23 protein-coding genes and 4 tRNA genes are annotated in these 25,886 nt (G+C 59.5%); 12 read left to right on the top strand and 15 right to left on the bottom strand.

All coding sequences use genetic code 11. From position 1 onward, the window contains the following. Positions 1-7: 7 nt before the first annotated feature. A complete protein-coding gene (locus Q2T52_RS17315; RefSeq protein WP_302078053.1) occupies positions 8-1,321 on the top strand; it encodes an LLM class flavin-dependent oxidoreductase in 1,314 nt (437 codons plus the stop codon). Positions 1,322-2,105: 784 nt separating this feature from the next. Here the strand turns inward: Q2T52_RS17315 and Q2T52_RS17325 are convergent. From Q2T52_RS17325 to Q2T52_RS17335, 3 genes are all read right to left on the bottom strand, one after another. After that, a tRNA-Pro gene (locus Q2T52_RS17325) sits at positions 2,106-2,182 on the bottom strand. A 79-nt stretch (positions 2,183-2,261) separates the two neighbouring features. After that, positions 2,262-2,738, bottom strand: coding sequence for a DUF192 domain-containing protein (locus Q2T52_RS17330; RefSeq protein WP_302078054.1), 477 nt, complete (start codon positions 2,736-2,738; stop codon positions 2,262-2,264). A 3-nt stretch (positions 2,739-2,741) separates the two neighbouring features. Then, positions 2,742-3,320: a cold-shock protein gene (locus Q2T52_RS17335; RefSeq protein WP_302078055.1), complete on the bottom strand. Its 579-nt coding sequence runs from the start codon at positions 3,318-3,320 to the stop codon at positions 2,742-2,744. Between the two features lie 195 nt (positions 3,321-3,515). Here Q2T52_RS17335 and gloA point away from each other — a divergent pair, with 195 nt between their 5' ends. From gloA to Q2T52_RS17360, 5 genes are all read left to right on the top strand, one after another. Then, entirely contained in the window at positions 3,516-3,956 is a 441-nt protein-coding gene (gene gloA, locus Q2T52_RS17340; RefSeq protein ID WP_302078056.1) for a lactoylglutathione lyase, read from the top strand. Positions 3,957-4,036: 80 nt separating this feature from the next. Then, the gene (locus Q2T52_RS17345; RefSeq protein ID WP_302078057.1) at positions 4,037-4,612 is read left to right on the top strand and encodes a hypothetical protein; all 576 of its coding nucleotides are present in this window, start codon (positions 4,037-4,039) and stop codon (positions 4,610-4,612) included. A gap of 153 nt (positions 4,613-4,765) precedes the next feature. Next, positions 4,766-4,840 (top strand) — tRNA-Glu (locus tag Q2T52_RS17350). A gap of 156 nt (positions 4,841-4,996) precedes the next feature. Beyond that, positions 4,997-5,071 (top strand) — tRNA-Glu (locus Q2T52_RS17355). 170 nt (positions 5,072-5,241) lie between these two features. Next, positions 5,242-5,316 (top strand) — tRNA-Glu (locus tag Q2T52_RS17360). 55 nt (positions 5,317-5,371) lie between these two features. On the opposite strand, the gene recJ is transcribed toward Q2T52_RS17360, so the two are convergent. The 5 genes from recJ to Q2T52_RS17385 all read right to left on the bottom strand — a co-directional run bounded on the left by recJ (position 5,372) and on the right by Q2T52_RS17385 (position 10,999). Then, on the bottom strand, positions 5,372-7,174 hold the full coding sequence (gene recJ, locus Q2T52_RS17365) for a single-stranded-DNA-specific exonuclease RecJ (protein WP_302078058.1): 1,803 nt from the start codon (positions 7,172-7,174) through the stop codon (positions 5,372-5,374). Positions 7,175-7,536: 362 nt separating this feature from the next. Then, positions 7,537-7,749: a hypothetical protein gene (locus Q2T52_RS17370; protein ID WP_302078059.1), complete on the bottom strand. Its 213-nt coding sequence runs from the start codon at positions 7,747-7,749 to the stop codon at positions 7,537-7,539. 152 nt (positions 7,750-7,901) lie between these two features. Continuing rightward, positions 7,902-9,221, bottom strand: a complete 1,320-nt coding sequence (locus Q2T52_RS17375; RefSeq protein WP_302078060.1) for a homoserine dehydrogenase — start codon at positions 9,219-9,221, stop codon at positions 7,902-7,904. Positions 9,222-9,282: 61 nt separating this feature from the next. Next, positions 9,283-10,506: an LL-diaminopimelate aminotransferase gene (locus Q2T52_RS17380; RefSeq protein ID WP_302078061.1), complete on the bottom strand. Its 1,224-nt coding sequence runs from the start codon at positions 10,504-10,506 to the stop codon at positions 9,283-9,285. A 103-nt stretch (positions 10,507-10,609) separates the two neighbouring features. Then, a complete protein-coding gene (locus Q2T52_RS17385; RefSeq protein WP_302078062.1) occupies positions 10,610-10,999 on the bottom strand; it encodes an SHOCT domain-containing protein in 390 nt (129 codons plus the stop codon). A 133-nt stretch (positions 11,000-11,132) separates the two neighbouring features. On the opposite strand from Q2T52_RS17385, the gene Q2T52_RS17390 reads away from it, so the two are divergent. The 4 genes from Q2T52_RS17390 to radC are packed head-to-tail and all read left to right on the top strand — an operon-like array spanning position 11,133 to position 15,397. After that, positions 11,133-12,974 (top strand): PHA/PHB synthase family protein, encoded by a 1,842-nt coding sequence (locus Q2T52_RS17390; RefSeq protein WP_302078064.1) that lies wholly within the window; start codon positions 11,133-11,135, stop codon positions 12,972-12,974. A gap of 3 nt (positions 12,975-12,977) precedes the next feature. Beyond that, a complete protein-coding gene (gene sfsA, locus Q2T52_RS17395) occupies positions 12,978-13,694 on the top strand; it encodes a DNA/RNA nuclease SfsA (protein WP_302078065.1) in 717 nt (238 codons plus the stop codon). A 29-nt stretch (positions 13,695-13,723) separates the two neighbouring features. Next, the gene (map, locus tag Q2T52_RS17400) at positions 13,724-14,560 is read left to right on the top strand and encodes a type I methionyl aminopeptidase (RefSeq protein WP_302078066.1); all 837 of its coding nucleotides are present in this window, start codon (positions 13,724-13,726) and stop codon (positions 14,558-14,560) included. A gap of 3 nt (positions 14,561-14,563) precedes the next feature. Next, on the top strand, positions 14,564-15,397 hold the full coding sequence (radC, locus tag Q2T52_RS17405) for a RadC family protein (protein WP_302078067.1): 834 nt from the start codon (positions 14,564-14,566) through the stop codon (positions 15,395-15,397). Between the two features lie 18 nt (positions 15,398-15,415). Here radC and Q2T52_RS17410 read toward each other — a convergent pair whose 3' ends face one another. From Q2T52_RS17410 to Q2T52_RS17440, 7 genes are all read right to left on the bottom strand, one after another. Continuing rightward, positions 15,416-17,221 carry an ABC transporter ATP-binding protein gene (locus Q2T52_RS17410; RefSeq protein ID WP_302078068.1) on the bottom strand — a complete coding sequence of 602 codons (1,806 nt, stop codon included), beginning with the start codon at positions 17,219-17,221 and terminating at the stop codon, positions 15,416-15,418. Further along, positions 17,218-17,976 (bottom strand): DUF1028 domain-containing protein, encoded by a 759-nt coding sequence (locus Q2T52_RS17415; protein ID WP_302078069.1) that lies wholly within the window; start codon positions 17,974-17,976, stop codon positions 17,218-17,220. The genes Q2T52_RS17410 and Q2T52_RS17415 overlap by 4 nt, the downstream gene beginning before the upstream one ends. A gap of 3 nt (positions 17,977-17,979) precedes the next feature. Further along, positions 17,980-19,764 (bottom strand): gamma-glutamyltransferase family protein, encoded by a 1,785-nt coding sequence (locus tag Q2T52_RS17420; RefSeq protein ID WP_302078070.1) that lies wholly within the window; start codon positions 19,762-19,764, stop codon positions 17,980-17,982. 18 nt (positions 19,765-19,782) lie between these two features. Further along, positions 19,783-20,658, bottom strand: coding sequence for an ABC transporter permease (locus tag Q2T52_RS17425; RefSeq protein WP_302078071.1), 876 nt, complete (start codon positions 20,656-20,658; stop codon positions 19,783-19,785). Then, positions 20,655-21,602: an ABC transporter permease gene (locus tag Q2T52_RS17430; RefSeq protein WP_302078072.1), complete on the bottom strand. Its 948-nt coding sequence runs from the start codon at positions 21,600-21,602 to the stop codon at positions 20,655-20,657. Before Q2T52_RS17430 ends, Q2T52_RS17425 begins: the two co-directional genes overlap by 4 nt. A gap of 63 nt (positions 21,603-21,665) precedes the next feature. Next, on the bottom strand, positions 21,666-23,177 hold the full coding sequence (locus Q2T52_RS17435) for an ABC transporter substrate-binding protein (RefSeq protein WP_302078073.1): 1,512 nt from the start codon (positions 23,175-23,177) through the stop codon (positions 21,666-21,668). 99 nt (positions 23,178-23,276) lie between these two features. Then, complete coding sequence (locus tag Q2T52_RS17440; RefSeq protein WP_302078074.1) at positions 23,277-24,014, bottom strand: FadR/GntR family transcriptional regulator; 738 nt, start codon at positions 24,012-24,014, stop codon at positions 23,277-23,279. Between the two features lie 229 nt (positions 24,015-24,243). On the opposite strand from Q2T52_RS17440, the gene sthA reads away from it, so the two are divergent. Together sthA and Q2T52_RS17450 are read left to right on the top strand one after the other, a co-directional pair. Next, positions 24,244-25,740, top strand: coding sequence for a Si-specific NAD(P)(+) transhydrogenase (gene sthA, locus Q2T52_RS17445; protein ID WP_302078075.1), 1,497 nt, complete (start codon positions 24,244-24,246; stop codon positions 25,738-25,740). Continuing rightward, positions 25,740-25,874: a hypothetical protein gene (locus Q2T52_RS17450; protein ID WP_302078076.1), complete on the top strand. Its 135-nt coding sequence runs from the start codon at positions 25,740-25,742 to the stop codon at positions 25,872-25,874. The genes sthA and Q2T52_RS17450 overlap by 1 nt, the downstream gene beginning before the upstream one ends. Positions 25,875-25,886: the final 12 nt, after the last annotated feature.

Below are 25,886 nucleotides of genomic sequence, written 5' to 3' on the forward strand. Positions count from 1 at the left end.
ACGTTCCATGACCCGCAAACGCGAAATCCATCTCGGCCTCTTCCTGCAAGGGGCAGGTCACCATGTATCCGGCTGGCGCCACCCGCAGGCCGAGGCCGGAAGCGAGAACTTCGACCTGCTGCGCCGCGTTTCTCAGATCGCGGAAGCCGCCAAGTTCGACATCGTGTTTCTGGCGGATGGTCTGACGAGTGGTGCGGATGCACACCCGTCCACCATTGCCCGTTTCGAGCCGCTGACGCTTTTGGCATCGCTTGCCATGGTGACGGAAAAAATCGGTCTGGCGGCCACGGCCTCCACAACCTATGGCGAACCCTATCACACCGCGCGCGCATTTGCCTCCATCGACCACTTGAGCCATGGCCGTGCGGCCTGGAACATCGTCACCACATCCTACGCCCGCACCGCCAACAATTTTTCCAAGTCGCACCCGGAGCATGACGAACGCTACGCTGTGGCGGAAGAATTCGTGGATGTGGTGCGCGGGCTCTGGGACAGCTGGGATGACGACGCGATCATCAAGGACAAGCAGAGCGGCATTTACGCCGACCCCGAAAAGATGCACATCCTCGACCACAAAGGGAAATACTTCTCGGTCAAGGGTCCGCTTAACATTCCGCGGTCGCCGCAGGGCCACCCGATCCTGATCCAGGCAGGCTCATCCGGTCCCGGCCAGGATCTCGCGGCACGCACGGCCGATATCGTTTTCACCGCGCAGCAGAGCCTTGAGGAAGCGCAGGCCTTCTACAAGAGCCTGAAGGACCGTGTCACCGGCTTTGGCCGCCACCCGGATGACGTCGCCGTGATGCCGGGCTTCCTGCCTGTCATTGGCCGCACGGCGAAGGAAGCCGAGGAAAAGCTGGCGGAACTCGACCAATGGACCGACCTCAAAGCCGCCATGCCGCTCCTTGAAGAGCGGATTGGCCACAGCCTCAAGGATTATGACCCGGACGGCCCACTGCCGGATCTGCCGATTTCCGACCAGCTGCGCAGCCGCGCCGAGCTCCTGACGGCGCTTGCCCGCCGCGAGAACTTGACCATCCGGCAATTGGCGCTGCGCGTTGCCGCCGGTCGCGGCCACCATATCGTATTGGGTACGCCGGTAGAGATCGCCGACCGGATGCAGCAATGGTTCGAAACCCGCGCCGCCGACGGGTTCAACGTCATGCCACCCTTCTTCCCGCAAGGACTGGAAGATTTCACGACGCTCGTCGTGCCGATCCTGCAGGAGCGCGGCCTGTTCCGCCGGGATTACACGGGCTCGACACTGCGGGACCATCTGGGTCTTACCCGGCCGGCCCTGCCCCCTGTGTTTGAGCCGTAGATTGTTTCCAGGAGACCGAATGTAGGTTGCTTCCGTGCGGCCTTAATATCGGCCGCGATGATGGAGAAATCTGCAACTGTGCTTTGATCGGTCGCGGGATCAATAATATTGCGTGCACGGCAAAAATCGAAGCCCACCTTGGCCCTAGCCGGTAACCGGTTTCGTTGACTAGCTATGAGCTTGAGGATGTTGTCCATTCGGAGCGGATTTAGGGGACTGGAGTTCCACACCTCAGTTTTCCGAGGCCGCTCCGAATGAACATACACAACAATGACCGACTGACATCTTTGCGTCGAAAGGAAATAGCAGCCGCGGTTGTCGGCGGTGAGTTGACGAAGGTGCAAGCCACCGGCGTTTATGGCGTTTTGTGCAAAGTTGTGTTGCGCTGGGTCAAGTATTCAGAGGCGGCAGACAGGCTGCGCAACGGAAAGGCAGAACGCTTCATTCAGAAAGCTCTGTCCGAATGGGATGCCCGCGCATACCCTTCCTTCCGAAGGCCGAAAATTATACCTGCCGGAGGGAACCAACAACCTTTTGAGGCTCCACAACTAGCAGCCCGATGTGTCCGCGACGCACCTGCTAAACCAAAATAGGAGGCCGCGCGATCAGACGCAGGCCCTTTTGAGACTAATTAAATGCTACGCCTCTCGTACAGTCGTAATACGCAGGGTCGCCAGGTTGTCTTCAAGAACCAAATTTATAGATCGTACCAATCAATTTGTTGGCGATAAAGCTTAGAAGCTAATCGAATTTGCCCGAAAACATGGTCTTCTAAGGGATTTAATGGTCGGAGTGGAGAGATTCGAACTCCCGACCCTCTGGTCCCAAACCAGATGCGCTACCAGACTGCGCTACACTCCGTTCCAATGAGGTTGCGCATACAACGTTCAGAAACGTATCGCAACTGCAAAATCGCTTTAATCTGTTTTCTCACAGAAGCTTATTTCAGATTGCCTATCTGATGGCTGAGAACATGATCGCCGATAGCGATGCCGCGCCTTGCCGCCTCGCCCCCGCTTAGTTCCAGCACATAGGCCACCTTGCCATTAGACGAAATGATATCGTCCGATTCCGGTTTGGCATTGGCGTGAATATGGCTGATCACGCCATTGGCGTTGATGAACAGCATGTCGAGCGGGATCAGCGTGTTGCGCATCCACATCGACACGTCGCGCGACCCACCAAAATCAAAAAGCATGCCCTGATCCGCACCGAGCGCTGTGCGTTTCATCAACCCAAGTTCCCGCTGCTCGTCATTCAGCGCCAACTCCACGTCGAATTGATGCTTCACGCCAGCAGTCGTGACAATGGAAAGCGGCTCTTTCGCAAAACGAACTTCTGCGGATGCAGGTAACTGCATCCAGACAAGCGCCGCGAAAAGCATGAAAGTCTTAATAATCGCGACGATGATGCGCATGTCTTAGTGTGCCCGCACCGGAGAGCTTGGACCATCCGGATGAATCTCCGCAGCCATGAGGCCCTTGTCGCCAGGTCCGAAACGAACCAGCACCACCTGACCGGGGCGAAGTTCCGTCAGGCCGAAGCGGCGAAGGGTTTCCATATGAATGAAGATATCCTCGGTCCCCTCACCACGTGTCAGGAAGCCGAACCCTTTTGTACGGTTGAACCACTTGACCAAAGCGCGCTCCAGGCCGCTCGTGGGTGTTACCTGAACGTGGGTGCGGACCGGTGGAAGCTGGGAGGGGTGCACCGCCGTCGACTGGTCCATGGAAAGGATGCGGAAGGCCTGGTAACCACGACCACCCTTCTGGATCAGCGCCACGATGCGGGTCCCTTCCAGAATGGTCTGGAAGCCGTCCCGCCTGAGGCAAGTTACATGCAGCAGCACATCCTGCATGCCGTTATCCGGCACGATGAACCCGAAACCCTTGGCGACATCGAACCACTTCACCACGCCGGTGATTTCGATGAGATCCACTGGCTCCCCGGCAAGTTCCTCAAAACTCACCACGCCTTTCGATGACATTCGGTCCGCCATTCTGTCAGCCCCTGGATTACGCATCACGGTTACGGTTAACTGATTCTTAGAAGATATGTTAACATTGCGCCGTTCGTCCAGCGCAAGTCCACGCTCTTTCTTATCCATCTCTTTCTATCCACACCGCCTTGTCCGAGGCTGGTGGGTGACGCATATGTTTCCTGCCATTTAAACTCAGACATGAGGCAGGGAGCGATGCGATATCTTCACACCATGGTTCGGATCAAGGATCTGGACGCATCCATGGATTTCTACACGCGTGTTTTCGGGTTGCAGGAAGTGCGCCGAATCGAAAACGAAAAGGGCCGGTTCACGCTGATCTTCCTGGCCGCCCCGGAGGATGTGGACGCAGCCACCAACGACAAGGCGCCATGCCTTGAGCTGACCTATAACTGGGACACAGAGGACTATACCGGCGGGCGCAATTTCGGCCATCTGGCCTATGAGGTGGATGATATTTATGCCTTCTGCCAGAAACTGATGGACCACGGGGTCACGATCAACCGCCCGCCGCGCGATGGTAACATGGCGTTCGTTCGTTCGCCCGATGGCATCTCGATCGAGTTGCTTCAGAAAGGTCCCGCCAAGCCGGCAGCCGAGCCTTGGGCATCCATGCCGAATACCGGCAGCTGGTAAGTTAAAGTAAAAACCCAGCCTGACGCAGGCTTGATCATGCATTCTGTCCCCATATCGATGTTTCAGGATGGGGGCAGATCGTGCAGAGCCAGACTTCTTCAAAGCTTATCCGGTCCATGCGCGTTACGATGCCGATGGCGATCATAGCTATGGGGCTGACGGGTTGTCTTGGTATCGACAAGAAGGACGATCTGGCAGCGAGCGTTGAAAAGCCCGTGATGGGTCCGGAGCTCCCCGCAGCACCTCAGGCAACCGCGCCATCTTCCGCGAAGACCGCCAGTTACACCGATCCCTTCGTCACCAAGGGCGGAACGCGCACCGCAAATGCGAAGCGTCCCGCTGTCGCGACTGGCGGCCAGCCGACGCAGATGGCCCAAGCAGCGCCAATGCCAGATGCAAACGCTCCCGCCAACCAGCTTGGTTCGGTTGTGAACCAACCAACGACCGTCAACGCCGGCAGCAACAGCATCTTCGCGCTTGCCCAGCCTCCCGCCACGGATCCCGGCAGCGCTGCATCCTACCTGCCGCAACGCAACTTCAACGCTACCACGGGCAGCATGTTCAGCCTGAAGCCTTCTGCCGCAATCCAGCCCGCGCAGGTGCCTGTCCAAGCGCCATCGGCAGCAACGGAGAACGGTGCCGGCGGGCTTTGGTGACCTGCAAGGACGTAGCTTAAAGTGCTGACGTTGTTCAGGTTTCTTGGCATTTCACCACAGCCGATTGGGACCTCATTTTTTCTCTGACAAATGCAAAAATTCGCTTGCGTCCTGAAAATACGCTCCATATAAGGGCGCCACCACGAAGCGCACGCGCCCTTCGTCTATCGGTTAGGACACCAGATTTTCATTCTGGGAAGAGGGGTTCGACTCCCCTAGGGCGTGCCACTTCCACTTTCATCTCATCAATGATGATATCAATGGCAGGCGTTTCCGCTGTCATTGCTTGGGCTCGGTCCGTCATCCACAGACTGTCGCAGAATTTTCATTTTGCGCTTGCATCGAAAAAAATCCCGATTATAAGGGCGCCACCACGAAGCGCACGCGCCCTTCGTCTATCGGTTAGGACACCAGATTTTCATTCTGGGAAGAGGGGTTCGACTCCCCTAGGGCGTGCCACTTACTTTCACAAACACACAGCGAATTCATAGGGTTGCGATCAAGCATCCTTACAAACTCAGCGTGATGTTGGGTCTTTGGATTTCGCCAAATTTTCCCAACGAAATCGTCATTTTGACGCTTGCGTGACAGCAGGCTCCCGCCTATAAGGGCGCCACAACGAAGCGCACGCGCCCTTCGTCTATCGGTTAGGACACCAGATTTTCATTCTGGGAAGAGGGGTTCGACTCCCCTAGGGCGTGCCACTTCACCTCCCCATTCAGTGATATATTAGACGCGGCGTCTATCCAGCTGCGCCTATCAGATCGCTCTGGCGGCATCCAAGATTCGCAATTGAATGCGGCGGCTGCCCTGCCAGTGGTCGGCGCTCAGCGATCCCGCCACATGCATCTGCGTGCCACGCGACTTCAAGAGGAAATCACCGAGCGGGGTTTCGGCCGCCCGAAATGCGATCGCCTCGAGTCGGGTACCATCAGCCGATTGCAGTGTGGCCTTCACATGCGATGTGCCGATCAGGCGGGAATCCGTCAGGCGATGCGCAGGCAAGGCAAAGATCGGCTGTGCGTGGCCGGAGCCATAGGGACCCGCCTGCTCCAGCTGATCGATCAGCGCCAGCGTCGCGCCAGAGGCGGAAAGTGCGCCGTCGATTTTCAACGTATGGGCAGCAACGAGTACAGGCACGGTCGCGGCGGCGACCTGCTCAAAATAGCCGCGCAGCGCACCGAGCTTTTCGCGCTCGACCGTCAGGCCCGCAGCCATGGCATGCCCGCCACCTTTGACCAACAGCCCCTGCTCCACCGCACTACGGACCATGCGGCCCATATCGAAGCCGGCGATGGACCGGCCAGAGCCGGTCCCCTTGCCATTGGCATCAAGGGCGATCGCAAAGGCTGGGCGCTTGAATTTCTCCTTGAGACGCGCGGCCAGAAGCCCGACGATGCCTGGATGCCAGTCCTGACGCGCCGTGAGAATCACCGCGGCATTTTCGCCATCGCCATATTCGGCCAGCACTTCAGCTTCGGCCTCGGCCAGCATCTCCGCTTCCATGGCCTGCCGCTCGCGATTGAGATCATCGAGTCGCCCGGCGATTTCTTCCGCCTCGATCGAGTCATTAAGCGTCAGGAGACGGCTGCCGAGCGCCGCATCGCCGATCCGTCCGCCCGCATTGATTCGGGGACCAATCAGAAAGCCCAGGTGATAGGGCGTGACAGGCCCGTTCAAGCCAGCCTTGCGAAACAGGGCGGAAAGTCCGGCATTGCCCATGTGCCGCGCTGCAAGCAGGCCCTTCACCACATAGGCGCGGTTCAGCCCCTTCAGCGGCACCACATCACAGACCGTGGCGAGCGCCACGAGATCGAGCCAGGCCAGCAGATCAAGACCCTTGGAACGAGCATCGCCACGCTCACGCAGGATGCGGGCAGCGGCAACCAGCACCATGAAGACGACGCCCGCCGCGCAGAGATGCCCCTGCCCTGACAGATCATCGTTCCGATTCGGGTTGACGAGCGCGAGAGAGGGCGGCATCTCCGGGCCCATCTGGTGATGGTCGATGACCACCACATCGCAGCGCTCGTCTTCAGCAGCCTTCAGCGCCTCATGGCTGGTAGACCCGCAATCGACCGTGACGATCAGTTGCGCGCCGGATGCGATGAGCTGCCGGATCGCATTGGCGTTCGGTCCGTAACCCTCGAAGATGCGATCCGGGATATAGATTTCGTGCGGCACCTCAAAATGATGCAGGAAGCGCGACAGAAGCGCGGAGGACGCGGCACCATCCACATCGTAATCGCCGAAGATGGCAACCCGCTCGCGACGAGCAATCGCATCCGCCAGACGCGTGGCCGCCTTTTCGCAATCGATCAGGCTGTGCGGGTCCGGCATCAGACGACGGATGGTTGGGTCCAGAAAGGCAAGCGCGTCATCGATCGCAACGCCTCTGCCCGCCAGGACGCGGGCGATCAGGTCCGGGATGCCATGCACCTGCGCCATGGCGAGCGCGCGGTTTTGTGCCGCCTGATCCAGCCGCGATACCCATCTCTGCCCGGCAATGGACTTCTCTACGCCTAGGAAAGCGCGTGCGACGGGATCAACGGGTTCGGTCATCGGTACTCTAACGGCCTGAATGGGTTCAGGTTCGTTCTAGAGCGTTTCAGGGCTAACTGGAAACAGTTCTGTTGGCTCAGGCGGGATTAGATGCAAGGAGAGCGGCGCGTGTCGTAGCCAAAGCATACGGCCAAGCCGCTGGACAAAGCAGATGACCCGCCTCAGCCAACCCGAAGGGCCGGATCATTTTCCGCCATTATCTTCGGCTTTCGTCTCGACCGTACCAGGAGGTATGCGCTTCGCCGAAAGCCTTGATCTTGACGAAAAATGCTTCCGGCAGAACGATTCCATTTGGCCCTGAAACGCTCTAAACGAGTGCGCCAGAATCAGAATTCCCAAGTCCGCAACGCGCCATCAACACACTACAGAATCACCCACAGGATGGCGGAAACGATAAAGACCGGCCAAGCGGACAAAGCGAGGAGCACCGTCCATGGAAGAAGAAGGCTGCCTTCCTCTTCATCGATCAGCTCGCTTTTCACACTGCCAAATAATGGTGGCGGCGAAACCACCTTCTTGATCGCAGCTGGCGGCCCAACGGGCTCATGTCGACCGAATAACATTGCTATGGACATCACCGGCGCCTCCCTCGCTTGTGAAGTACATGCTCTCGAAACAGGCCTGAAAAGCCATATTTCACTTTTGATAATACGCCTGGAATCATCCGGCCACTAGGGCCGGATGACAGATTGATTAACGAAAAACCGAAACTTCAGCGAAATTGTGGTCAAAACGCCTTCGGGCGCTCAATCCGGATCACCTGCGGTTCGCTGGCGATGTAGGATTGGGCCTTGATGCCGTCCACCGCCTTGCGGATCGAAACCTCCGTGGTGGCATGGGTCACCAGAATGATCGTCTTGGCATTGCTTGGCGAACCACCATCGGCACGCTGGACGATGGATTCGAGCGAAATGCCGTTCTCTGCCATTTGCGTGGCAACATTGGCAAATACGCCGGTCCGATCAGATACGGTCAGACGGATGAAGTAGCCGCCTTCGTGGCTCTGGATCTGCGCCTTGCGATAGGGGCTGAGCGAGGCTGCCGGCGTACCAAGAACCGGAACGCGCTGGGCGCCCGGACGGCTCTTGGCAATATCGGCAATGTCACCGAGAACAGCTGACGCGGTGGCGTTGCCGCCAGCACCCGGACCGACCATGAGCAATTCGCCCAGAATGTCGGATTCGATGGCGACAGCATTGGTCACGCCATCGACCTGCGCAATCACGGTATCATGCGGCACCATGGTTGGATGAACCCGCTGCTCGATACCGCTATCCGTCCGCTGCGCCACGCCCAACAGCTTGATGCGATAGCCGAGATCGGCAGCAGCCTGAATATCTTCGATGGTGATGTTGGAGATACCTTCGAGATAGATCTCGTCCGCGGCAATCTCGGTTCCAAAGGCAAGCGTCGTCAGGATCGCCAACTTGTGGGCGGTATCATTGCCTTCGATGTCAAAGGTCGGATCGGCCTCGGCATAGCCCAGGCGCTGCGCTTCCTTCAGGCAGGCTTCGAAAGTCAGACCTTCTTTCTCCATCCGTGTCAGGATGTAGTTGCAGGTGCCGTTCATGATGCCGTAGATGCGCGACACGGTATTGCCGGTCAGCGACTCGCGCAGCGCCTTGATGACTGGAATACCACCGGCAACGGCCGCTTCGAAGTTGAGAAGAACACCCTTCTCCTCCGCCATCTTGGCAAGCTCGACGCCGCAACGGGCAAGAAGCGCCTTGTTGGCGGTGACGACATGCAGGCCGCGGGAGAGAGCCGCCCGCACCGACCTGTCGGCCGCACCTTCGGCGCCGCCCATCAGTTCGACGAAAACATCGATATCGGCCTTCTCGGCCAATTCTTCCGGTGTGTCGAACCAAGCAGCCCTGGACAGATCGACGCCGCGGTCGCGCGTCTTGTCGCGCGCACTGACGGCCGTGATTTCGATGGCGCGCCCGCAGGTGACGGCAAGCTCGTTTGCCCGCGTCTGCAGAATACGCGCCAGTGATGCGCCAACGGTGCCCAGACCCGCAATGCCGATTTTGAGGGCGTCTGCCATAACTTGTGTCCTGTCGAGAAAAGAACGGGCAGCAGAACGCTGCCCGCCATGTCTGAAAATCTTAGCGGTGGGCGTTCAACGAGATCACGTTGTGCAACGTGTCGTCCGCCGTTCCGAGGAACTTCTTGATGTTGCGGGCCGCCTGACGAATGCGATGCTCGTTCTCCACCAGCGCGATGCGCACGTAATCGTCACCGTGCTCTCCGAAGCCAATGCCGGGCGCCACAGCCACATCAGCCTTTTCGATCAGCAGCTTGGAAAACTCCAGCGAACCGAGCGGGCGGAATTTTTCCGGCACCGGCACCCAGGCAAACATCGAGGCCGCCGGCGGCGGCACGTCCCAACCGGCGCGACCGAAGCTCTCCACCATAACATCACGGCGGCGCTTATAGGTCTGGCGCACTTCATCGATATGCTGGTCGAGATCGGGATCGTTGAGCGCTGCCGTAGCCGCCACCTGGATCGGCGTAAATGCGCCGTAATCCAGATAGGATTTTACGCGCGTCAGTGCCGAGATGAGGCGGTCGTTACCAACGGCAAAGCCCATGCGCCAGCCGGCCATGGAGAAGGTCTTCGACATGGAGGTGAACTCGACGGCGACGTCGATCGCACCCGGCACCTGTAGGATGGACGGAGTCGGCTTGCCGTCGAAGTAGATCTCCGAATAGGCCAGGTCGGAGAGGACGAAGATGCCGTGCTTCTTCGCGAAGGCCACAACGTCCTTGTAGAATTCGAGTTCGACAACCGTTGCCGTCGGGTTCGACGGATAGCAGAGGATCATCGCAATCGGCTTCGGGATCGAATGCGCAACAGCGCGCTCCAGTGCCCGGAAGAATTCCTCGTTCGGCTCGACGGGGATGGAGCGGATCACGCCGCCCACCATCAGGAAGCCGAAGGCATGGATGGGATAGGACGGATTGGGGCAGAGAACCACATCGCCCGGGGCCGTAATGGCCTGCGCCATGTTGGCAAAGCCTTCCTTGGAGCCAAGGGTGGCGACAACCTGGGTATCAGGGTTCAGCTTCACGCCAAAACGGCGGGCATAATAAGCAGCCTGGGCGCGGCGAAGGCCGGGGATGCCCTTGGATGAGGAATAGCCGTGCGTATCAGGGCGCTGAACTGTTTCGATCAGCTTGTCGACGATGAACTTGTTCGTCGGAAGATCTGGATTGCCCATGCCAAGATCAACGATATCCGCGCCACCGGCTCGCGCGCTCGCCTTCAAACGGTTGACCTGTTCGAAAACGTAAGGCGGAAGCCGGCGAACTTTATGAAACTCTTCCATAGCGGACCTCGTGAGGCATTAGGGGCGAAAGCAATCCATCTACGACACGTTTGCGTAACGGACGCTCTGTTGCTTTGCTTCCAAAACCGCCTGATGGCAAGGCCTATTTGGCAATTTCGCGTTCTGCGTCGGCAGCATGTTCGCTACCAAGCTGGCGCAGAGCAGCGATACGGCGCTTGTATTCAGCTTCCGTAATCGCCCCCGACTTTCGCTGGTTTGCAAGACGCGTGAGCTTTGCTTCCGTACTATCAAAGTCCTGATCGGCGATCTGCGTATTAGCGGCCGTCAATGGCCGCCCAACGCTCGGATATTCGCCCGTCGAAAGTTTGGTGATGGGTTTCGGGGTCGGTGCTGGCTGCGGTCCAACGACGGTTGCCTGAGGCGCAGTGGTCGGACGGCCTGTCAGCGCGAATGTATCGCTCGAGCAGCCCGACAGTGCAAGCGGCATTGCAACAGCGCCCATCCACAACAGCAAACGGCCAGACATCAACATTCTACGCATCCCACCCATTCCGTTAAGGCAGGGCCCGCCGGGGCGCCGCCGCTGGCACTTGTATTCGTTTTCGGGCACAATGTAAAAACCAAAACAATCAAGCCGAATGGCTTTCCAGGGGAGGACGAAGCGGATGGATACCAGCGGCCGCGCAGAGCAGAAGGAAGCCGATTTCAACGGCTTCGACCCTGAAAAACTTGAGGCATATGTGGTCAAGGATCCGCAGGCCATGGCCATGAACCTCGCGCGTGCGGTGGAAAACATGGGCAAGGCCGCCACCGAATGGCTCGGCCCCCGTGAGCGTGGTGAGCTGCTTGATTCGGTGGATCCGCTGACCGACCTCGTGAAGACGCTCAGCAAGGTCACCGAATACTGGATGTCGGAACCGCAGCGGACGCTGGAAGCGCAATCCCTGCTTCTTTCTTCCTATATGGGCATCTGGATGCGGACGCTGAGCCGCCTCTCCGGTGAAAACGTCGATCCGGAACCGCCGGAGCTTCTGAAGGACAAGCGATTCGCCGATGACGACTGGCGAAACAATCCCTTCTTCGCGTTCCTTCGGCAGGTGTATCAGGTAACCGCGGAATGGGCCGAGAAGCTGGTCGAGAAGGCCGATGGGCTGGACGAGCACACGCGCCAGAAGGCTGCCTTCTATGTGAAACAGGTCACGGCTGCCATTTCGCCAGCGAATTTTGCGCTGACCAATCCGGAAGTCTATCGCGAAACCGTCTCCACCAACGGCGCCAATCTGGTGCAGGGTATGCGGATGTTTGCCGAGGACATTCGCGCCGGTCGCGGAGAACTGAGGCTTCGGCAGACCGATTACGAAAAGTTCGCCGTCGGCAAGAACCTTGCGCTGACGCCAGGCAAGGTCGTGGCACGCAGTGAGGTCTGCGAAGTTATCCAGTATACGCCGAGCACGGAAACGGTGCTCAAGCGCCCCTTGGTCATCGTGCCTCCCTGGATCAACAAGTTCTATATTCTGGATCTCAGCCCGCAGAAGAGCTTCATCAAGTGGTGCGTCGATCAGGGCCACACGGTCTTCGTAATTTCCTGGGTCAATCCGGATGCACGCCACGCCTCGCTCTCCTGGGAAGACTATATCCGCGACGGAATTGATTTCACCCTCGATACCGTGGAGCAGGCCACCGGAGAAAAGCAGGTCAATGCCATCGGCTATTGCGTGGGTGGAACGCTTTTGTCCGCTGCCCTTGCCGTCCACGCCAAGAGCCGCAAGAACCGCATCAAATCCGTCACTTTCTTCACCACGCAGGTGGATTTTACCTATGCGGGCGACTTGAAAGTCTTCGTGGATGAGGAGCAGCTGGAAGCCATTGAGAAGCAGATGAGTACGGCCGGTTTCCTGGCCGGATCGAAGATGGCGACCGCTTTCAACATGCTGCGCGCCTCCGAACTCATCTGGCCCTATGTCGTCAGCAACTACCTGAAGGGCAAGGAGCCGACCGCCTTCGACCTTCTCTACTGGAATTCCGATTCCACGCGCATGACCGCGGCGAACCATGCCTTCTACCTGCGCAATTGCTACCTCGAAAACCGCATGACCAAGGGCGAGATGGTACTGTTCGGCAAAAAGATTTCGCTCTCCGACGTAAAGATCCCGGTCTACAGCCTTGCGACGAAAGAGGACCATATCGCCCCTGCCCGTTCCGTGTTTCTGGGCTGCCAGTTCTTCGGCGGCCCGGTCGAATTCGTACTCAGCGGCTCCGGCCACATCGCGGGCGTGGTCAACCCGCCCGACAAGATGAAGTATCAGTACTGGACGAACGGCGCGCCCAAGGGAACGCTGGACGAATGGCTGGCGGATGCAACACAGACGCCGGGCTCTTGGTGGCCACACTGGCAGAACTGGATCGTTGCGCAGGACGACAAGAGCGTACCGGCACGCCAGCCCGGTGGCGGCGCGCTGGAACCGCTCGGCGATGCGCCCGGCACCTATGTGCTCGCACGCGACTGAGTGATGGACTTTTCTCCTGCCCTGATCCCGGCGACGCTGGTGCGTCGCTATAAGCGTTTCCTGTTCGATGCCGTGCTCGATGACGGACGCGAGATCACCGGATCCTGCCCGAACACCGGCTCGATGCGCGGGTTGACGACACCCGGCTCACGCATCTTCCTGTCTCAGCACGACAGCCCGACGCGCAGGTACCGGCATATGCTGGAAATGGTGGAAGCCGACGGTACGCTGGTCGGCATCAATACTGGCCTGCCGAACAGGCTGGCGGAGGAAGCAATACGACAGGGACTGATCCCGTCCCTTTCCGGCTACGAGCAGATCAAGCGCGAACAGCGCTACGGCGTGAACTCGCGCATCGACCTGCTGTTGCTGGACCCTGACCTTCGCGATGCTTATGTAGAGGTCAAGAACGTGCATTTCATGCGCCGGCGAGGTCTCGCTGAGTTTCCCGATTCCGTGACCAGTCGCGGCGCAAAGCATCTGGATGAACTGGGCGACGTCGCGGAAAGCGGAAAGCGGGCGGTCATGCTATATGTGATCCAGCGAAACGACTGCGACAGGCTGCGCATTTGCGAAGAACTTGATCCGGCCTATGGCAGGGCGTATCGGAAGGCAAGACAGCGCGGCGTAGAAGCCTATGCCATCGCCTGCAGCGTATCTGCCGAAGCAATACGCCCGTTGCGGGTAATTGCCATGGACGAATCCGATATGCCTGCCTAAAAAAGCTGAGAAGAGACGAAAGCGATAACATGGTAACCTATATCGAGGCGGCATCCGCGCCCAAGAAGAACACGGGCGCAATCAGGCTTTACACGCAGGAAGACTTTGCCGGCATGCGCAAGGCCTGCCAGCTGACGGCCCGTTGCCTGGATGAACTGGCAGCCATCGTGAAGCCCGGCGTTACGACGAGCGCGATCGACCGCTTCGTCTTCGAATTCGGCATGGACAATGGGGCGCTTCCCGCCACACTGAATTATCGCGGCTATAAATATTCCGTCTGCACCTCCATCAACCATGTCGTCTGCCATGGCATGCCAGAAGACAAGCCGCTGCGCGAAGGCGACATCATCAACATCGACGTCACCTATATCGTCGATGGGTGGCATGGCGATTCCAGCCGTATGTATCCGGTCGGCACGGTGAAGCGGGCCGCAGAACGCCTGATGGAAGTGACCTATGAATGCCTGCTGCGCGGCATTGCCGCCGTCAAGCCCGGTGCCCGCACCGGTGCAATCGGCGAGGCGATCCAGACCTATGCCGAGGCCGAGCGCTGCTCCGTCGTTCGCGATTTCTGCGGCCACGGCGTTGGCCGTCTTTTCCACGATAGCCCCAACATCCTGCATTACGGCCGGGCCGATGAAGGGCCGGAACTGCGCGAAGGCATGATCTTCACCATCGAGCCGATGATCAACCTCGGCAAGCCGCATGTGAAGGTTCTGGCTGATGGCTGGACAGCCGTCACGCGCGACCGTTCGCTGTCGGCCCAGTACGAACATGCGGTTGGCGTTACCGCGACGGGCTGCGAAGTCTTCACTCTGTCTCCAGGCGGGCTCGATCGTCCCGGCCTTCCGCCGCTCAACGGTTGACCCATGACCCAGCCCCCGGCCTTGCCTAAGCCACCAGCCCACGCGCTTTCGGAGACCGATGATCTGTTTCGCGAAGAAGCCGACGAACGAGGCTTCTTTGCCGAGCAGCAAACCAAATCCTCGCGATCTAGGAAATTGCCACTTGAGACCAAGGACGACGAAAAGGTTGCGGACTATCACGGGCATCGTGACCGGCTTCGCAGCCGCTACCGCGAGAGCGGCGATACGGCGCTGGCCGACTACGAAATCCTGGAACTCATTCTCTTTCGCCTGATCCCAAGGCGCGACACCAAACCGATCGCCAAGGCGCTGATCAAGAAGTTCGGCACGCTGGCCGGTGTTTTTGGTGCGCCGGTGCAATTGTTGCAGGAAGTGAAGGGCGTTGGCGAAGCGGTGGCGCTTGACCTGAAACTGATCGCAACGGTCGGTCATCGCATGCTGAAAAGCGAGATCAAGGGCAAGCAGGTGCTGTCCTCGTGGTCATCGGTCATCGACTATTGCCACGCCGCCATGGCCTACGAGTCCCGCGAGCAGTTCCGTATTCTCTTTCTCGACAAGCGCAATGCGTTGATCGCCGATGAAGTTCAGGGACATGGTACGGTCGACCATACCCCCGTCTATCCGCGCGAGGTGGTGCGGCGCGCTTTGGAATTGTCTGCGACCGCTATCATCCTAGTGCATAACCATCCATCCGGCGACCCCACTCCGTCGCGGGCGGACATTGAGATGACGAAGACGATCATCGATACGGCGAAGCCACTCGGGATCACGGTTCACGATCACATCATCATCGGGAAGTCTGGCCATATCAGCATGAAGGGCCTGCGGCTCATCTGAACCGCAGACCGAGCTGATTTACGCCACCTGCACGAAATGCCCCGATGACACTTCCCGGTATTCGCGCTGCGGCGGCTGATATCCATTGGGACGAACCGGGCTTTTCAACTCATCATTGGAGATGCCGCGACGGATACCGCGCCGCGCCGGATCGGGAACCGGAACCGCCGCCATCAGCTTCTTCGTATAGGGGTGCTGCGGGTTTTCGAAGACCGATGCGCGCGGACCAATCTCGACGATCTCACCGAGATACATGACCGCAACGCGATGGCTCACGCGCTCAACCACAGCCATATCGTGACTGATGAACAGGAAGGCGAGATTCAGGCTTTCCTGCAAATCCAGCAGCAGATTGCAGACCTGCGCCTTAATGGAGACATCCAGCGCCGACACACTTTCATCCGCCACGATCACCTTCGGATCGAGCGACAGGGCACGGGCGATGGCGATGCGTTGGCGCTGGCCGCCGGAAAATTCATGCGGATAGCGGTTCATCATGGCGCTGGAGAGACCGACGCGCTCCAGAAGATCCGCCGCCTTTTCCTGCGCCTGCCGCTTGGAGCCCATCTGGTGCTTGATGAAGGGTTCGGCCACCGCCGCCCCAACGGTCATGCGCGGGTTGAGGCTGGAGAAGGGGTCCTGGAAGATCATCTGGATGCTCTTGCGCATACGCCGCAGGTCGCTTCCCCTGAGATCCCGCACGTTGTAACCGTCGAGCTGGATCTGTCCGGACGTTGGTTCGATCAGTCGCATGATGGAGCGGCCGGTTGTCGACTTGCCGCAGCCGGATTCTCCGACCAGCGACAGCGTCTCGCCTTCGCGCAGATCGAAAGATACGTTCTCGACGGCATGGATCGCACCGGTCTGGCGGCTGAAGAGGCCCGAGCGGATTGCAAACCGAGTTACGAGGTTCTTCACCTCCAGGATCGGCCCCTTCTTAGACACGGTGTCCTTCTCCTCAGAAGGCTCTGTCGAAATCCCCGTCTTCACGTCCACGATCGGGAAGCGAAGCGGCAGCTTGCGGCCTTCCATGGAGCCCAGCTTCGGCACAGCCGACAAGAGCGCGCGCGTATAGGCGTGCTGGCCGCGATGGAAGATGTCGTCCGTCTTACCGGTCTCGACCGCTTCGCCGCGGAACATAACGATGGTGCGGTCTGAAATCTCTGCAACAACGCCCATGTCATGCGTGATGAAGAGAACCGACATACCCTCCTCTTCCTGCAGGACCTTGATCAGGTCGAGGATCTGGCCCTGTATGGTCACATCCAGTGCCGTGGTCGGCTCATCAGCAATCAGAAGCTTCGGCTTTGAGGCCAGCGCCATGGCAATCATGACGCGCTGGCGCATGCCACCCGAGAACTGGTGGGGATATTCGTCGAAGCGACCCTTAGCATTCGGGATACGAACCTTCTCGAGAAGGCGAATCGTCTCGTCACGTGCTTCAGCCGCCGTCATCCCCTTGTGGCGCGTCAGCACCTCGGAGATCTGCCGGCCGATGGTGAAGATCGGATTGAGCGATGTCATCGGCTCCTGAAAGATCATCGCCATCTCGTTACCGCGAACGGAACGCATCTCCTTCTCGGACAACGCCACCAGATCGCGACCGTTGAGAAAGATCTTGCCGTCGATCCGGCTGGAATTGGCAGCCAGCAGCCGCATGATCGACAGTGACGTGACGCTTTTGCCGGAGCCGGACTCACCAACAATGGCGACTGTTTCACCGGCACCCACATCAAAGGAGATATCGCGAACGACCGACTTCCATTGGCCATCGACCCGGAAGGACGTGGTGAGGTTTTTGACGGAAAGAACTGGAGTGCTCATCGCGGTACCCACGGCGTTGCATAGGAGGCGGAGGCGCGACCGGCGGCGACCCGCTCGGCTTCCAGTTCGGCAATCTTTCGGTCAATTTCACTGCGGTCAATCATGCCATGCGGGTTCTGCCGCGTCGGCATGGTCTCGGCCACATGCAGGTAACGCTCCTGCGCCACCCGGTAGAGCCGCCACAACTCGTTTAGCGGATCGGCATGGTCGTCGGCGTGGATGCGAAGCCAGGGATAATCCTGGTCACGATAGATGACCAGCGCCGCCGATTGCTTGCCGCGCTTGTCACCACCAGCCGCCTCGCCGGCCTCCATCGCGCCGAGCAGGCGTTCGGCAAAGGACGCTTTCGCAAGATCCTTATAAGCCTTCAGCGTCTTCTCGATGACCTGCGGACCGGCCAGCATGTTGCCGGCAACCGAGACGTTGTCATCCACCAGATGCCCTGCCCAATCGATACATTTCTCGCCGGTAAAGGCCGCATTACGCCCTTGGGCATCAATCAAGTGCATCTGCCGCTGCTGAGAACCATCATCCCGCGACGTAACAGTCGCGATGATCTCCTCGGGAGACTTCCCCTCGCCCAGCATGGCAAGGCCGTCCGTACCGTAGAGCGGGCTGACGAAGGCCTGCGTGGCAACGGCACCAACCCGACCGCGGATATGGGGCACGGCGCAGCCAACCGCAAAGAAGCGGCTGGCGACAGCAACGGCCAGGTGGCCGGTTTCGGGATCACGGGCAACGATAGACCAGGTCATGGCTCAGCGTCCTACGGCATAGGCCTGCATCAGGCGCGGCGTGGCAGCCGCGCGCAGCAGACCATCGGCATCACGACGGGCGGCGGTCAGGCGACCGACACTCCAGTTTTCCGCAACGGTAATCTTGTGGCCCCGACGGCGCAGTTCGGCGATCGTGGTCTCGCCGAAACCAGCTTCCACCATGATGTGGCCGGGCTCCGACGTGCGGGGATAGAAGGAGCCGGGGAAATGCGTGGTGTGGAACAGCGGCATGTCGATCGCTGCCTGCAGGTTCTTGCCATGATGGGCATAGCGCAGGAAGAAGGGCAGTTGCCACTGATCCTGCTGGTCGCCGCCCGGTGTGCCGAAGGCAAGCGTCGGTCTGCCCTGATAGAGCGCCAGCGATGGGGTGAGCGTCGTGCGCGGGCGCTTGCCCGGCTCCAGCGAGGTGGGAAGCCCTGGCTTCAGCCAGAACATCTGGGCGCGGGAATTGAGCGGGAAACCGAGGCCGGGAATGACTGGCGACGACTGCAGCCAACCGCCGGATGGCGTGGTGGACACCATGTTGCCCCAGCGATCGATGACGTCGATATGGACGGTATCGCCCTTCTTTTCAGAGAGATGCGCCATGGTGGGTTCATAGACGGAACCCTTGCCGGAGAATTCCGCCAGCATGGCCATGGTCAGGTCGCGCTGGTTCTCGTATCCGGGCAGAGTACCGGGGCGCAGCTCGAAGGAAGCTTCCGCCCCGATCAGCTTGCGACGTTCATCATTATAGGCGTCTGTCAGAAGCTGGCCGGTCGGGATCTGCCCGAATTCCGGATCGCCGTAATAAACCTCGCGGTCGGCGAAGGCGAGCTTCATGGCTTCCACGACATGGTGGACGAAATCCGGGCCAGCCGGGTCCATCGCATTGATATCGAAGCCCTTCAACAGCGCCAGCGACTGGAGCAGAACCGGCCCCTGCCCCCAGCCCGGCGTCTTGGCCACCGTCCAGTCATGATAGTCGTAGGTCTGCGGCGCCTCGATCGTCGCCTGCCAATTGGCCATATCGTCAGCGGTCAGCACGGCCTTGTGCTTGATGCCGCTCGCATCCATCACTTCTGCCGTGTCGAGATAGCGCTGGATCGCCTCGGCCACGAAGCCGCGATAGAAGGCATCGCGCGCCGCCTGGATTTGTTCGTCGCGCCCAGATTTCGCTTCCGCTTCCGCGATGATGCGCTTCCAGGTTTCGGCGAGAAGTGGATTGCGGAAATTCGAATGCGGCTCAGGTGCAACGCCGCCCGGCAGCCAGGTATCAAATGAGGTCGGCCATTCCTTCTCAAAGAAATCCTTGAGGCCCTTGATGGTGGCGGAGACGCGCGGCAACACCGGATGGCCATTTTCCGCGTAATAGATGGCGGGCTCGAGAACCTCGCGCACCGACATGGTACCGTATTCCCGGAGCATCAGCATCCAGCCATCAAAGGCGCCCGGAATGACCGTCGCGAGAAGGCCATCGCCGGGAATAAGCTTCAGGCCTTCCGAAGTATAGTGCTCGATGGTGGCGCCTGCAGGGGCTGGTCCCTGCGCGCAAATCACCTCCACCTTGTCCTTCTTGGCGGAATAGATGACGGCCGGCATATCTCCGCCCGGACCGCACAGATGCGGTTCGACGATCTGCAGCACGAAGCCGGTGGCGACCGCTGCATCAAATGCATTGCCGCCCTTTTCCAGAATGCTCATGCCGACGGCAGAGGCAATCCAGTGGGTGGAGGTAACGACGCCGAAGGTGCCGAGGATTTCGGGGCGCGTGGTGAACTCTGTCATGGTCTTTGCCTTTGAAGATCAGTGTTCGCGGGGGTCCAGCGCATCGCGCAGTCCATCCCCCAGCAGATTGAATCCGATAACGACGAGGAAGATCGCGGCCCCCGGCCACATCGCCATCCATGGCGCCTGGCTCAGGAAATTCTTCGCGACATTCAGCATGGAACCCCAGCTCGCCGCCGGTGGCTGCTGGCCAAGCCCGAGGAAGGAGAGGCTTGCCTCCGCGATGATCGCAGTCGCAACCGTCAGCGTCGCCTGCACAATGATGGGGGCTGTGACATTGGGCAGGATGTAGCGGCTCATGATATCGACATGACCGAGCCCGACAGACCGTGCGCCTTCGACGAAATCCTCCTGCTTCACGGCCAGCACCTGTCCACGCGTCAGCCGCACGAAGATCGGCATGGCGGTGAGACCAATCGAGATCATCGCGTTGGTGAGGCTGGGGCCAAGGAAGGCGGCCAGTGCAATCGCCATGATCAGGAAGGGCATGGCAAGCAGGGCTTCGGTGATGCGGGAGATGACCAGATCCACCCAGCCGCCGAAATAACCGGCAAGGATGCCGAAGGGAACGCCGATGACCACGGCGAGCGTGACCGAAAAGATACCGGCCATCAGCGAGGCCCGCGCCCCCCAGACCATGCGGGACAGGATATCGCGGCCAAGATCATCGGTGCCCAGCCAATGGGCGGCCGATGGTGCCTTGCGAATGGCGGACCAGCTGGTGGCAACGGGATCGGGGATCGGCAGGATCGGCGCGCAGATCGCGAGGATCGCGAAGAAGCCGATAATGATCAGCCCCGCCGTCGCGCTGCGGCTAGCCTTCAGCTTGCGCCACGCGCGATTGCCCTCGCGCTTCTCGGCAACGACCGGAGATGTTTGTTCGATCGCGGTCATAGGCTTGCCCTCAGACGCGGATTGAGAAGCACATAAAGAATGTCGGCGATGAGGTTCATCAGGATAAAGCCTAGCGCCGTACACATCACCACACCCTGCACGACAGCATAGTCGCGGTTGAAGACGGCATCGACGATGAGCTTCCCGAAGCCCGGAATGGTAAAGATCTGCTCCGTCAGAACGGCGCCGGCCAGCAATTCTCCGAACAACAGCGCACTCAGCGTCACGACCGGCAAAAGCGCATTGCGGAAGCTGTGCGACAACACAACGTCCTTGGGCGACAGGCCCTTGGCGCGCGCGGTGCGGATATAATCAGCCGAAAGGACGCCGAGCATGGCGGATCGCGTATGGCGCATCAGCGTCGCGGCCAGCGCATTGCCCAGCACGAAGGCCGGCATCACCATGGTCTGGAGCGACCGGACAGGATCGACAAAGATCGATTCGTAACCGGACGCAGGCAACCAGCCGAGCTTCACCGATACCAGCAAGATCAGCATGATCCCCAGCCAGAAGTTCGGGACGGACAGACCGGAGAGCGCCAGGATGCTGGCAACGTAATCGATGACCGTGTTCTTCTTGACGGCCGCGATGATGCCGGCAGGAATGCCGATCACGAAGGCGAAGATCATAGCCATGACAGCAAGCTGGATCGTAACCGGCAGCTTCTCCGCGATCAGTTGTGTCACCGGCTGATTGGTCCGCAGCGAAATGCCGAGATCACCGGTCATGACGCCGCCCAGCCAACGCACATATTGCAGCGGGATTGGGTCGTTCAGGTGGTATTTTTCCCGTAGCAGTTCGAGCACCGCCGGATCGCGCTCCTCGCCTGCCATGGCAAGCACGGGATCGCCCGGCAGCAGCTTCTGCAGGGAGAAGACAAAGATGGAGATGATAAGCAGGGTCGGGATCGCGACCAGCAGACGTTTTCCGATATAGACAGGCATTCCGCCATCCTCACGCAGACAGGAAGAGCCGCGGGCAAATGCGCACCCGCGGCGAGGCGAGCATCAGCCCTGCTTTTTGACGCCTTGCAGACGGATCATGCCATCAGGGTTGGCAACGAAGCCCGTCACACCCTTCTTCATGGCCCAGATCCAGGACTGATGACCGAGGAAGATCATCGGCATGTCGTCATTCAGGATGACCGCGGCTGCATCATACTTTTGCTGGCGCACGGCATCGTCCGTCGAGGCGCGCGCCTCGTCCAGCAGCTTGTCGACTTCTGGATTGCAATATTTCGTGTCGTTCAGGCCACCCTTGCAGGTGAGGAACTGGTGGATGTTGCCATCGGGATCGACACGACCTGACCAGTCAGAACGGCTCATCTGGTAATTGCCACGGGTCTGCTCATCGAGCAGAGTCGCAAATTCCGTCGACTTCAGCGTCACATCGAAGCCGGCTTCGGCCACCATGGACTGGACGATCTGCATCGTCTGCTGAACGACCGGGCTGTTCGGGATCTGCATCTCGACCGGCACGCGATCAAAACCGGCGGCCTTGATGAGCGCCTTTGCCTTGGCCACATCGCGAGCCGGAACCGGGATAGCCTTGTCATACCAGGCGCTGCTCGGCGGGAATGGCTGGTTGCCGCCAACCGCCGTCCCTTCGAAGACGATCTGCATCAGCGCTTCGCGATCAATGGCCAGGGAAAAGGCCTGACGCAGGCGCTTGTCCTTGCCGACAGGATTGTTGGCCTTGGCACCATTGCCGACATTTACATAGATCGACAGGTTGCCGATGTTGACAACGTCCGCATAGGTCAGCTTCGGATTGGACTTGATGGCAGGCGCGTCGGTCGGTGCAACGCGCTCGATGAAGTCGAGATCGCCGGACTGCAGGTTGGCAAGGCGTACGGTGCTATCCGGGATTGGCAGATAGGTGACCTTGTCGATGAAGATCTGGTCCTTGTTCCAGTAATCCTGGAATTTTTCCAGAACGATACGATCCTGCTGAACGCGTTCCACGAACTTGAACGGTCCGGCGCACACCGGCTTGGAGCCGAAGTTCGCACCCAGTTCCTTGGCAGCCTTGGGCGACACGATCATGCCTGCGCGGTCGGAGAGCTGCGCCAGCAGCGTAGCGTCAGGCTTCTTCAGCGTGAACTTCACTTCCAGCGGGCTTGTCGCTTCCACCTTGTCAACGGAGGCAAGCTCACTCTTGCGACGCGATTCCGGTAGCGTCAGGTTGCGCTGGATAGTGGCGACGACGGCGTCTGCATCCATGGTGGTACCATCATGGAACTTGACGTTAGGACGCAGCTTCATGGTCAGGACCTTGCCGCCTTCGGACCAGGCCCATTCTGTTGCCAGCTGCGGAATGATCTTCAGGTCCGGCGAAACATCCACCAGCTTGTCGCACATGGCGGTGTAGACGATGCGGCCAACGAAGGTGCGCGACTGGGCGGGATCGAGCGCATCGGCATCGTCCTGCAGGCCGATACGTAGATCAACGGCACCCGCCTGAAAGGCCGTCAAGGCGCCAAAGGCCAGAGCCGTGGTCCAGCTCAAAATTCGGTTCATGATCGTTCTCCTCTGATTGAACAGGTCAGTTTTGTTTCCCGTGCCAGCTTGTTTTCTCTGGCTTTTCTTGTCGCCCGGCCGAAGACCGGATCAAAGTATTCAGCCCGCTTCCGGCAGCACTTCGGCGCCAATCGTGTCGTGGTCCATGGAAGTGGCGCGGACCAACCGCTCCTGCAGCATCAAGAGATGCTGACGCATGGCCTCGCCCGCCTTGGCCGGATCACGCGCCGCGATTGCCTCGATGATCCCGTCATGCTGGGCATAAGCGATGCCAACAGTGCCACTGCTGCGGGCGCGCTCGCGGATGTTCTGCCAGGCTTCGTCCTGGCGGACGTGATTGATCATATCGAAGATGGCGAGGAACAGCTGGTTGCGGGCGCTCTGCGCGATCTGGCGATGTAGCGCGCCATCCCAAAGCTCGCGAGCATCGGCATCGTCGCTCTCCATGATCTTGCGCGCGAGATCCCGCATGCGGGCAAGCTCGGCCGGCTTTGCCCGCAATGCAGCTAGCTGCGCGAGCTGCGGCTCGATGCGCAGCCTGACCTCCATGATTTCCATGAAATCCGTACCGGCAACGATGGCATCGACGCTGCCGGACCATTCGCCGGGGCGCGAACCAATAAACGTGCCCGCGCCCTGCCGACGCCAGATCTCGCCTTCGGCCTCAAGCACTTCCAGCGCGCGGCGAATGGCACGCCGTCCAACGCCCAATCGCTCCGACAGGCCACGTTCGGTGGGCAGTTTGCCCTCCGCATCAAACCCACCGCTGCGCAAAAGCTCACGCAGTTTTTCAAGCGCGTAGTTGGCATTGTCGGGTGGGTTGGACGAGTGGACCATTACCTGAACCAATTTTCGATTGGTTCGACTTTCGACTGACAGGATATGATTGTCAATCAAAATTCGTGCAGAATCCGGTTCTGCACAAAAGATCACCAGCAGAAAGTTTGTCGCTTTTTGCGGAACGGAGTGTCGCTGTGAGAAATTGGTCAGGAATCAGCGATATGATTTGACCGATGACATTTGTGCGCTGCATCATCAGCGCTCCCAAGACAGACGAGGCATTCCCATGCACCAGTATGACCTTATCGTGATCGGAAGCGGCCCGGCCGGCCGCCGCGCAGCCATTCAGGCAGCGAAGCTTGAAAAGAAGGTTCTCGTTGTCGAACAGGGGCGCAGGGTGGGCGGTGTCTCGGTCCACACCGGCACTATTCCCTCCAAGACGCTGCGTGAGACGGCACTGAACCTGACGGGATGGCGTGAGCGTGGCTTTTATGGCCGCTCCTACCGCGTGAAACAGGAAATTCACGCCGACGATCTGCGCCGTCGCCTGCTGATCACGCTGGACCATGAGGTGGAAGTGCTGGAGCATCAATTTGCCCGCAACCGCGTTCAGCAAATGCGCGGCAAGGCACATTTCATCGATCCGAATACAATCGAGATTCAAAAGACCGATGGCGAAGTCCTGCGCGTCACGACGGCCTCGGTTCTGTTGGCTGTGGGCACCCGCCCCTATCGGCCGCCACATATCCCGTTTGACGGTCAATATGTTCTCGACAGCGACGAATTGCTCGAAATCAAGGATGTGCCGCGCTCGCTGATCGTTGTCGGTGCGGGCGTCATCGGCATCGAATACGCCACCATCTTCAGCACGCTTGATACCCAGGTGACGGTGGTGGAGCCCCGCGAGACCATGCTCGATTTTATCGACAAGGAGATCGTCGAGGACTTCGCCTATCAGCTGCGCGATCGCAACATGAAGCTTCTGTTCGGCCAGACGGTTGAAAAAGTCGAACGTGATGCGGGTCAGAACAAGTGCCGCGTGACCCTGAAGAGTGGCCGTAGCCTGCAGGCTGAAATGGTGCTGTTCGCCGCTGGCCGCGTGGGCGCTACCGATACCCTTAATCTTGCCGCCGCCGGTCTTGAGGCCGACAACCGCGGCCGCCTGAAGGTCGATCCGGAAACATTCCAGACCTCTGTTCCGCATATCTATGCTGCCGGCGACGTCGTGGGGTTCCCGAGCCTTGCCTCCACCTCCATGGAACAGGGCCGCATCGCTGCCCGCCATGCAGTCGGCGCGCCCGCCAGCGAACCTCCGCAGTATTTCCCCTATGGCATCTATGCCGTGCCCGAAATTTCCACCTGCGGCCTTTCGGAAGAGGAAGTCATCCAGCGTGGCATTCCGTATGAGACAGGTATCGCTCATTTTCGCGAAACCTCGCGCGGCCATATCATGGGCCTTGATACGGGCATGCTGAAGATGATCTTCTCGCTGAAGACACGCCGTCTTCTGGGTGTGCATATCGTCGGCGAAGGCGCCACAGAACTGGTCCACATCGGCCAGGCCGTACTCAACCTGAAGGGTACGGTGGAATACTTCGTCGAGAACACCTTCAATTACCCGACGCTGGCGGAAGCCTACAAGATTGCAGGTCTCGACGCCTGGAACCGCATGGGCGAAGGCCCGAAGGAGGCGCCAGTTGCTACCGGGCAGTCCACGGACACGACGGCAACAGCCGCTCCGGTCGAAGTGGTCTCGGAAAAGAAGAAAGCCGCTTCAAAATAATGACGGCGGATCGTCCGGAGTTGATGGGAAGCGCGACCTTGGTTCGCGCTTACGCGTTGGCATTTGCGGCGATCCTGATCATCACCTTTCTTCCGCTACTCGGCGTCTTCGTCAGCACCTCGATAGCTGGCTAACACACCAACACA

It is taken from the genome of Rhizobium oryzicola (genome assembly GCF_030504645.1).
In the GTDB taxonomy this organism is placed as follows: Bacteria; Pseudomonadota; Alphaproteobacteria; order Rhizobiales; family Rhizobiaceae; genus Neorhizobium; species Neorhizobium oryzicola.

Coding starts and splice junctions, on each gene's coding strand:
- Q2T52_RS17315 (WP_302078053.1), top strand. CDS start 8: ATGACCCGCAAACGCGAAATCCATCTCGGCCTCTTCCTGCAAGGGGCA.
- Q2T52_RS17330 (WP_302078054.1), bottom strand. CDS start 2,738: ATGCGCATCATCGTCGCGATTATTAAGACTTTCATGCTTTTCGCGGCG.
- Q2T52_RS17335 (WP_302078055.1), bottom strand. CDS start 3,320: ATGGCGGACCGAATGTCATCGAAAGGCGTGGTGAGTTTTGAGGAACTT.
- gloA (WP_302078056.1), top strand. CDS start 3,516: ATGCGATATCTTCACACCATGGTTCGGATCAAGGATCTGGACGCATCC.
- recJ (WP_302078058.1), bottom strand. CDS start 7,174: ATGACCGAACCCGTTGATCCCGTCGCACGCGCTTTCCTAGGCGTAGAG.
- Q2T52_RS17370 (WP_302078059.1), bottom strand. CDS start 7,749: ATGTCCATAGCAATGTTATTCGGTCGACATGAGCCCGTTGGGCCGCCA.
- Q2T52_RS17375 (WP_302078060.1), bottom strand. CDS start 9,221: ATGGCAGACGCCCTCAAAATCGGCATTGCGGGTCTGGGCACCGTTGGC.
- Q2T52_RS17380 (WP_302078061.1), bottom strand. CDS start 10,506: ATGGAAGAGTTTCATAAAGTTCGCCGGCTTCCGCCTTACGTTTTCGAA.
- Q2T52_RS17385 (WP_302078062.1), bottom strand. CDS start 10,999: ATGTTGATGTCTGGCCGTTTGCTGTTGTGGATGGGCGCTGTTGCAATG.
- Q2T52_RS17390 (WP_302078064.1), top strand. CDS start 11,133: ATGGATACCAGCGGCCGCGCAGAGCAGAAGGAAGCCGATTTCAACGGC.
- sfsA (WP_302078065.1), top strand. CDS start 12,978: ATGGACTTTTCTCCTGCCCTGATCCCGGCGACGCTGGTGCGTCGCTAT.
- map (WP_302078066.1), top strand. CDS start 13,724: ATGGTAACCTATATCGAGGCGGCATCCGCGCCCAAGAAGAACACGGGC.
- radC (WP_302078067.1), top strand. CDS start 14,564: ATGACCCAGCCCCCGGCCTTGCCTAAGCCACCAGCCCACGCGCTTTCG.
- Q2T52_RS17410 (WP_302078068.1), bottom strand. CDS start 17,221: ATGAGCACTCCAGTTCTTTCCGTCAAAAACCTCACCACGTCCTTCCGG.
- Q2T52_RS17415 (WP_302078069.1), bottom strand. CDS start 17,976: ATGACCTGGTCTATCGTTGCCCGTGATCCCGAAACCGGCCACCTGGCC.
- Q2T52_RS17420 (WP_302078070.1), bottom strand. CDS start 19,764: ATGACAGAGTTCACCACGCGCCCCGAAATCCTCGGCACCTTCGGCGTC.
- Q2T52_RS17425 (WP_302078071.1), bottom strand. CDS start 20,658: ATGACCGCGATCGAACAAACATCTCCGGTCGTTGCCGAGAAGCGCGAG.
- Q2T52_RS17430 (WP_302078072.1), bottom strand. CDS start 21,602: ATGCCTGTCTATATCGGAAAACGTCTGCTGGTCGCGATCCCGACCCTG.
- Q2T52_RS17435 (WP_302078073.1), bottom strand. CDS start 23,177: ATGAACCGAATTTTGAGCTGGACCACGGCTCTGGCCTTTGGCGCCTTG.
- Q2T52_RS17440 (WP_302078074.1), bottom strand. CDS start 24,014: ATGGTCCACTCGTCCAACCCACCCGACAATGCCAACTACGCGCTTGAA.
- sthA (WP_302078075.1), top strand. CDS start 24,244: ATGCACCAGTATGACCTTATCGTGATCGGAAGCGGCCCGGCCGGCCGC.
- Q2T52_RS17450 (WP_302078076.1), top strand. CDS start 25,740: ATGACGGCGGATCGTCCGGAGTTGATGGGAAGCGCGACCTTGGTTCGC.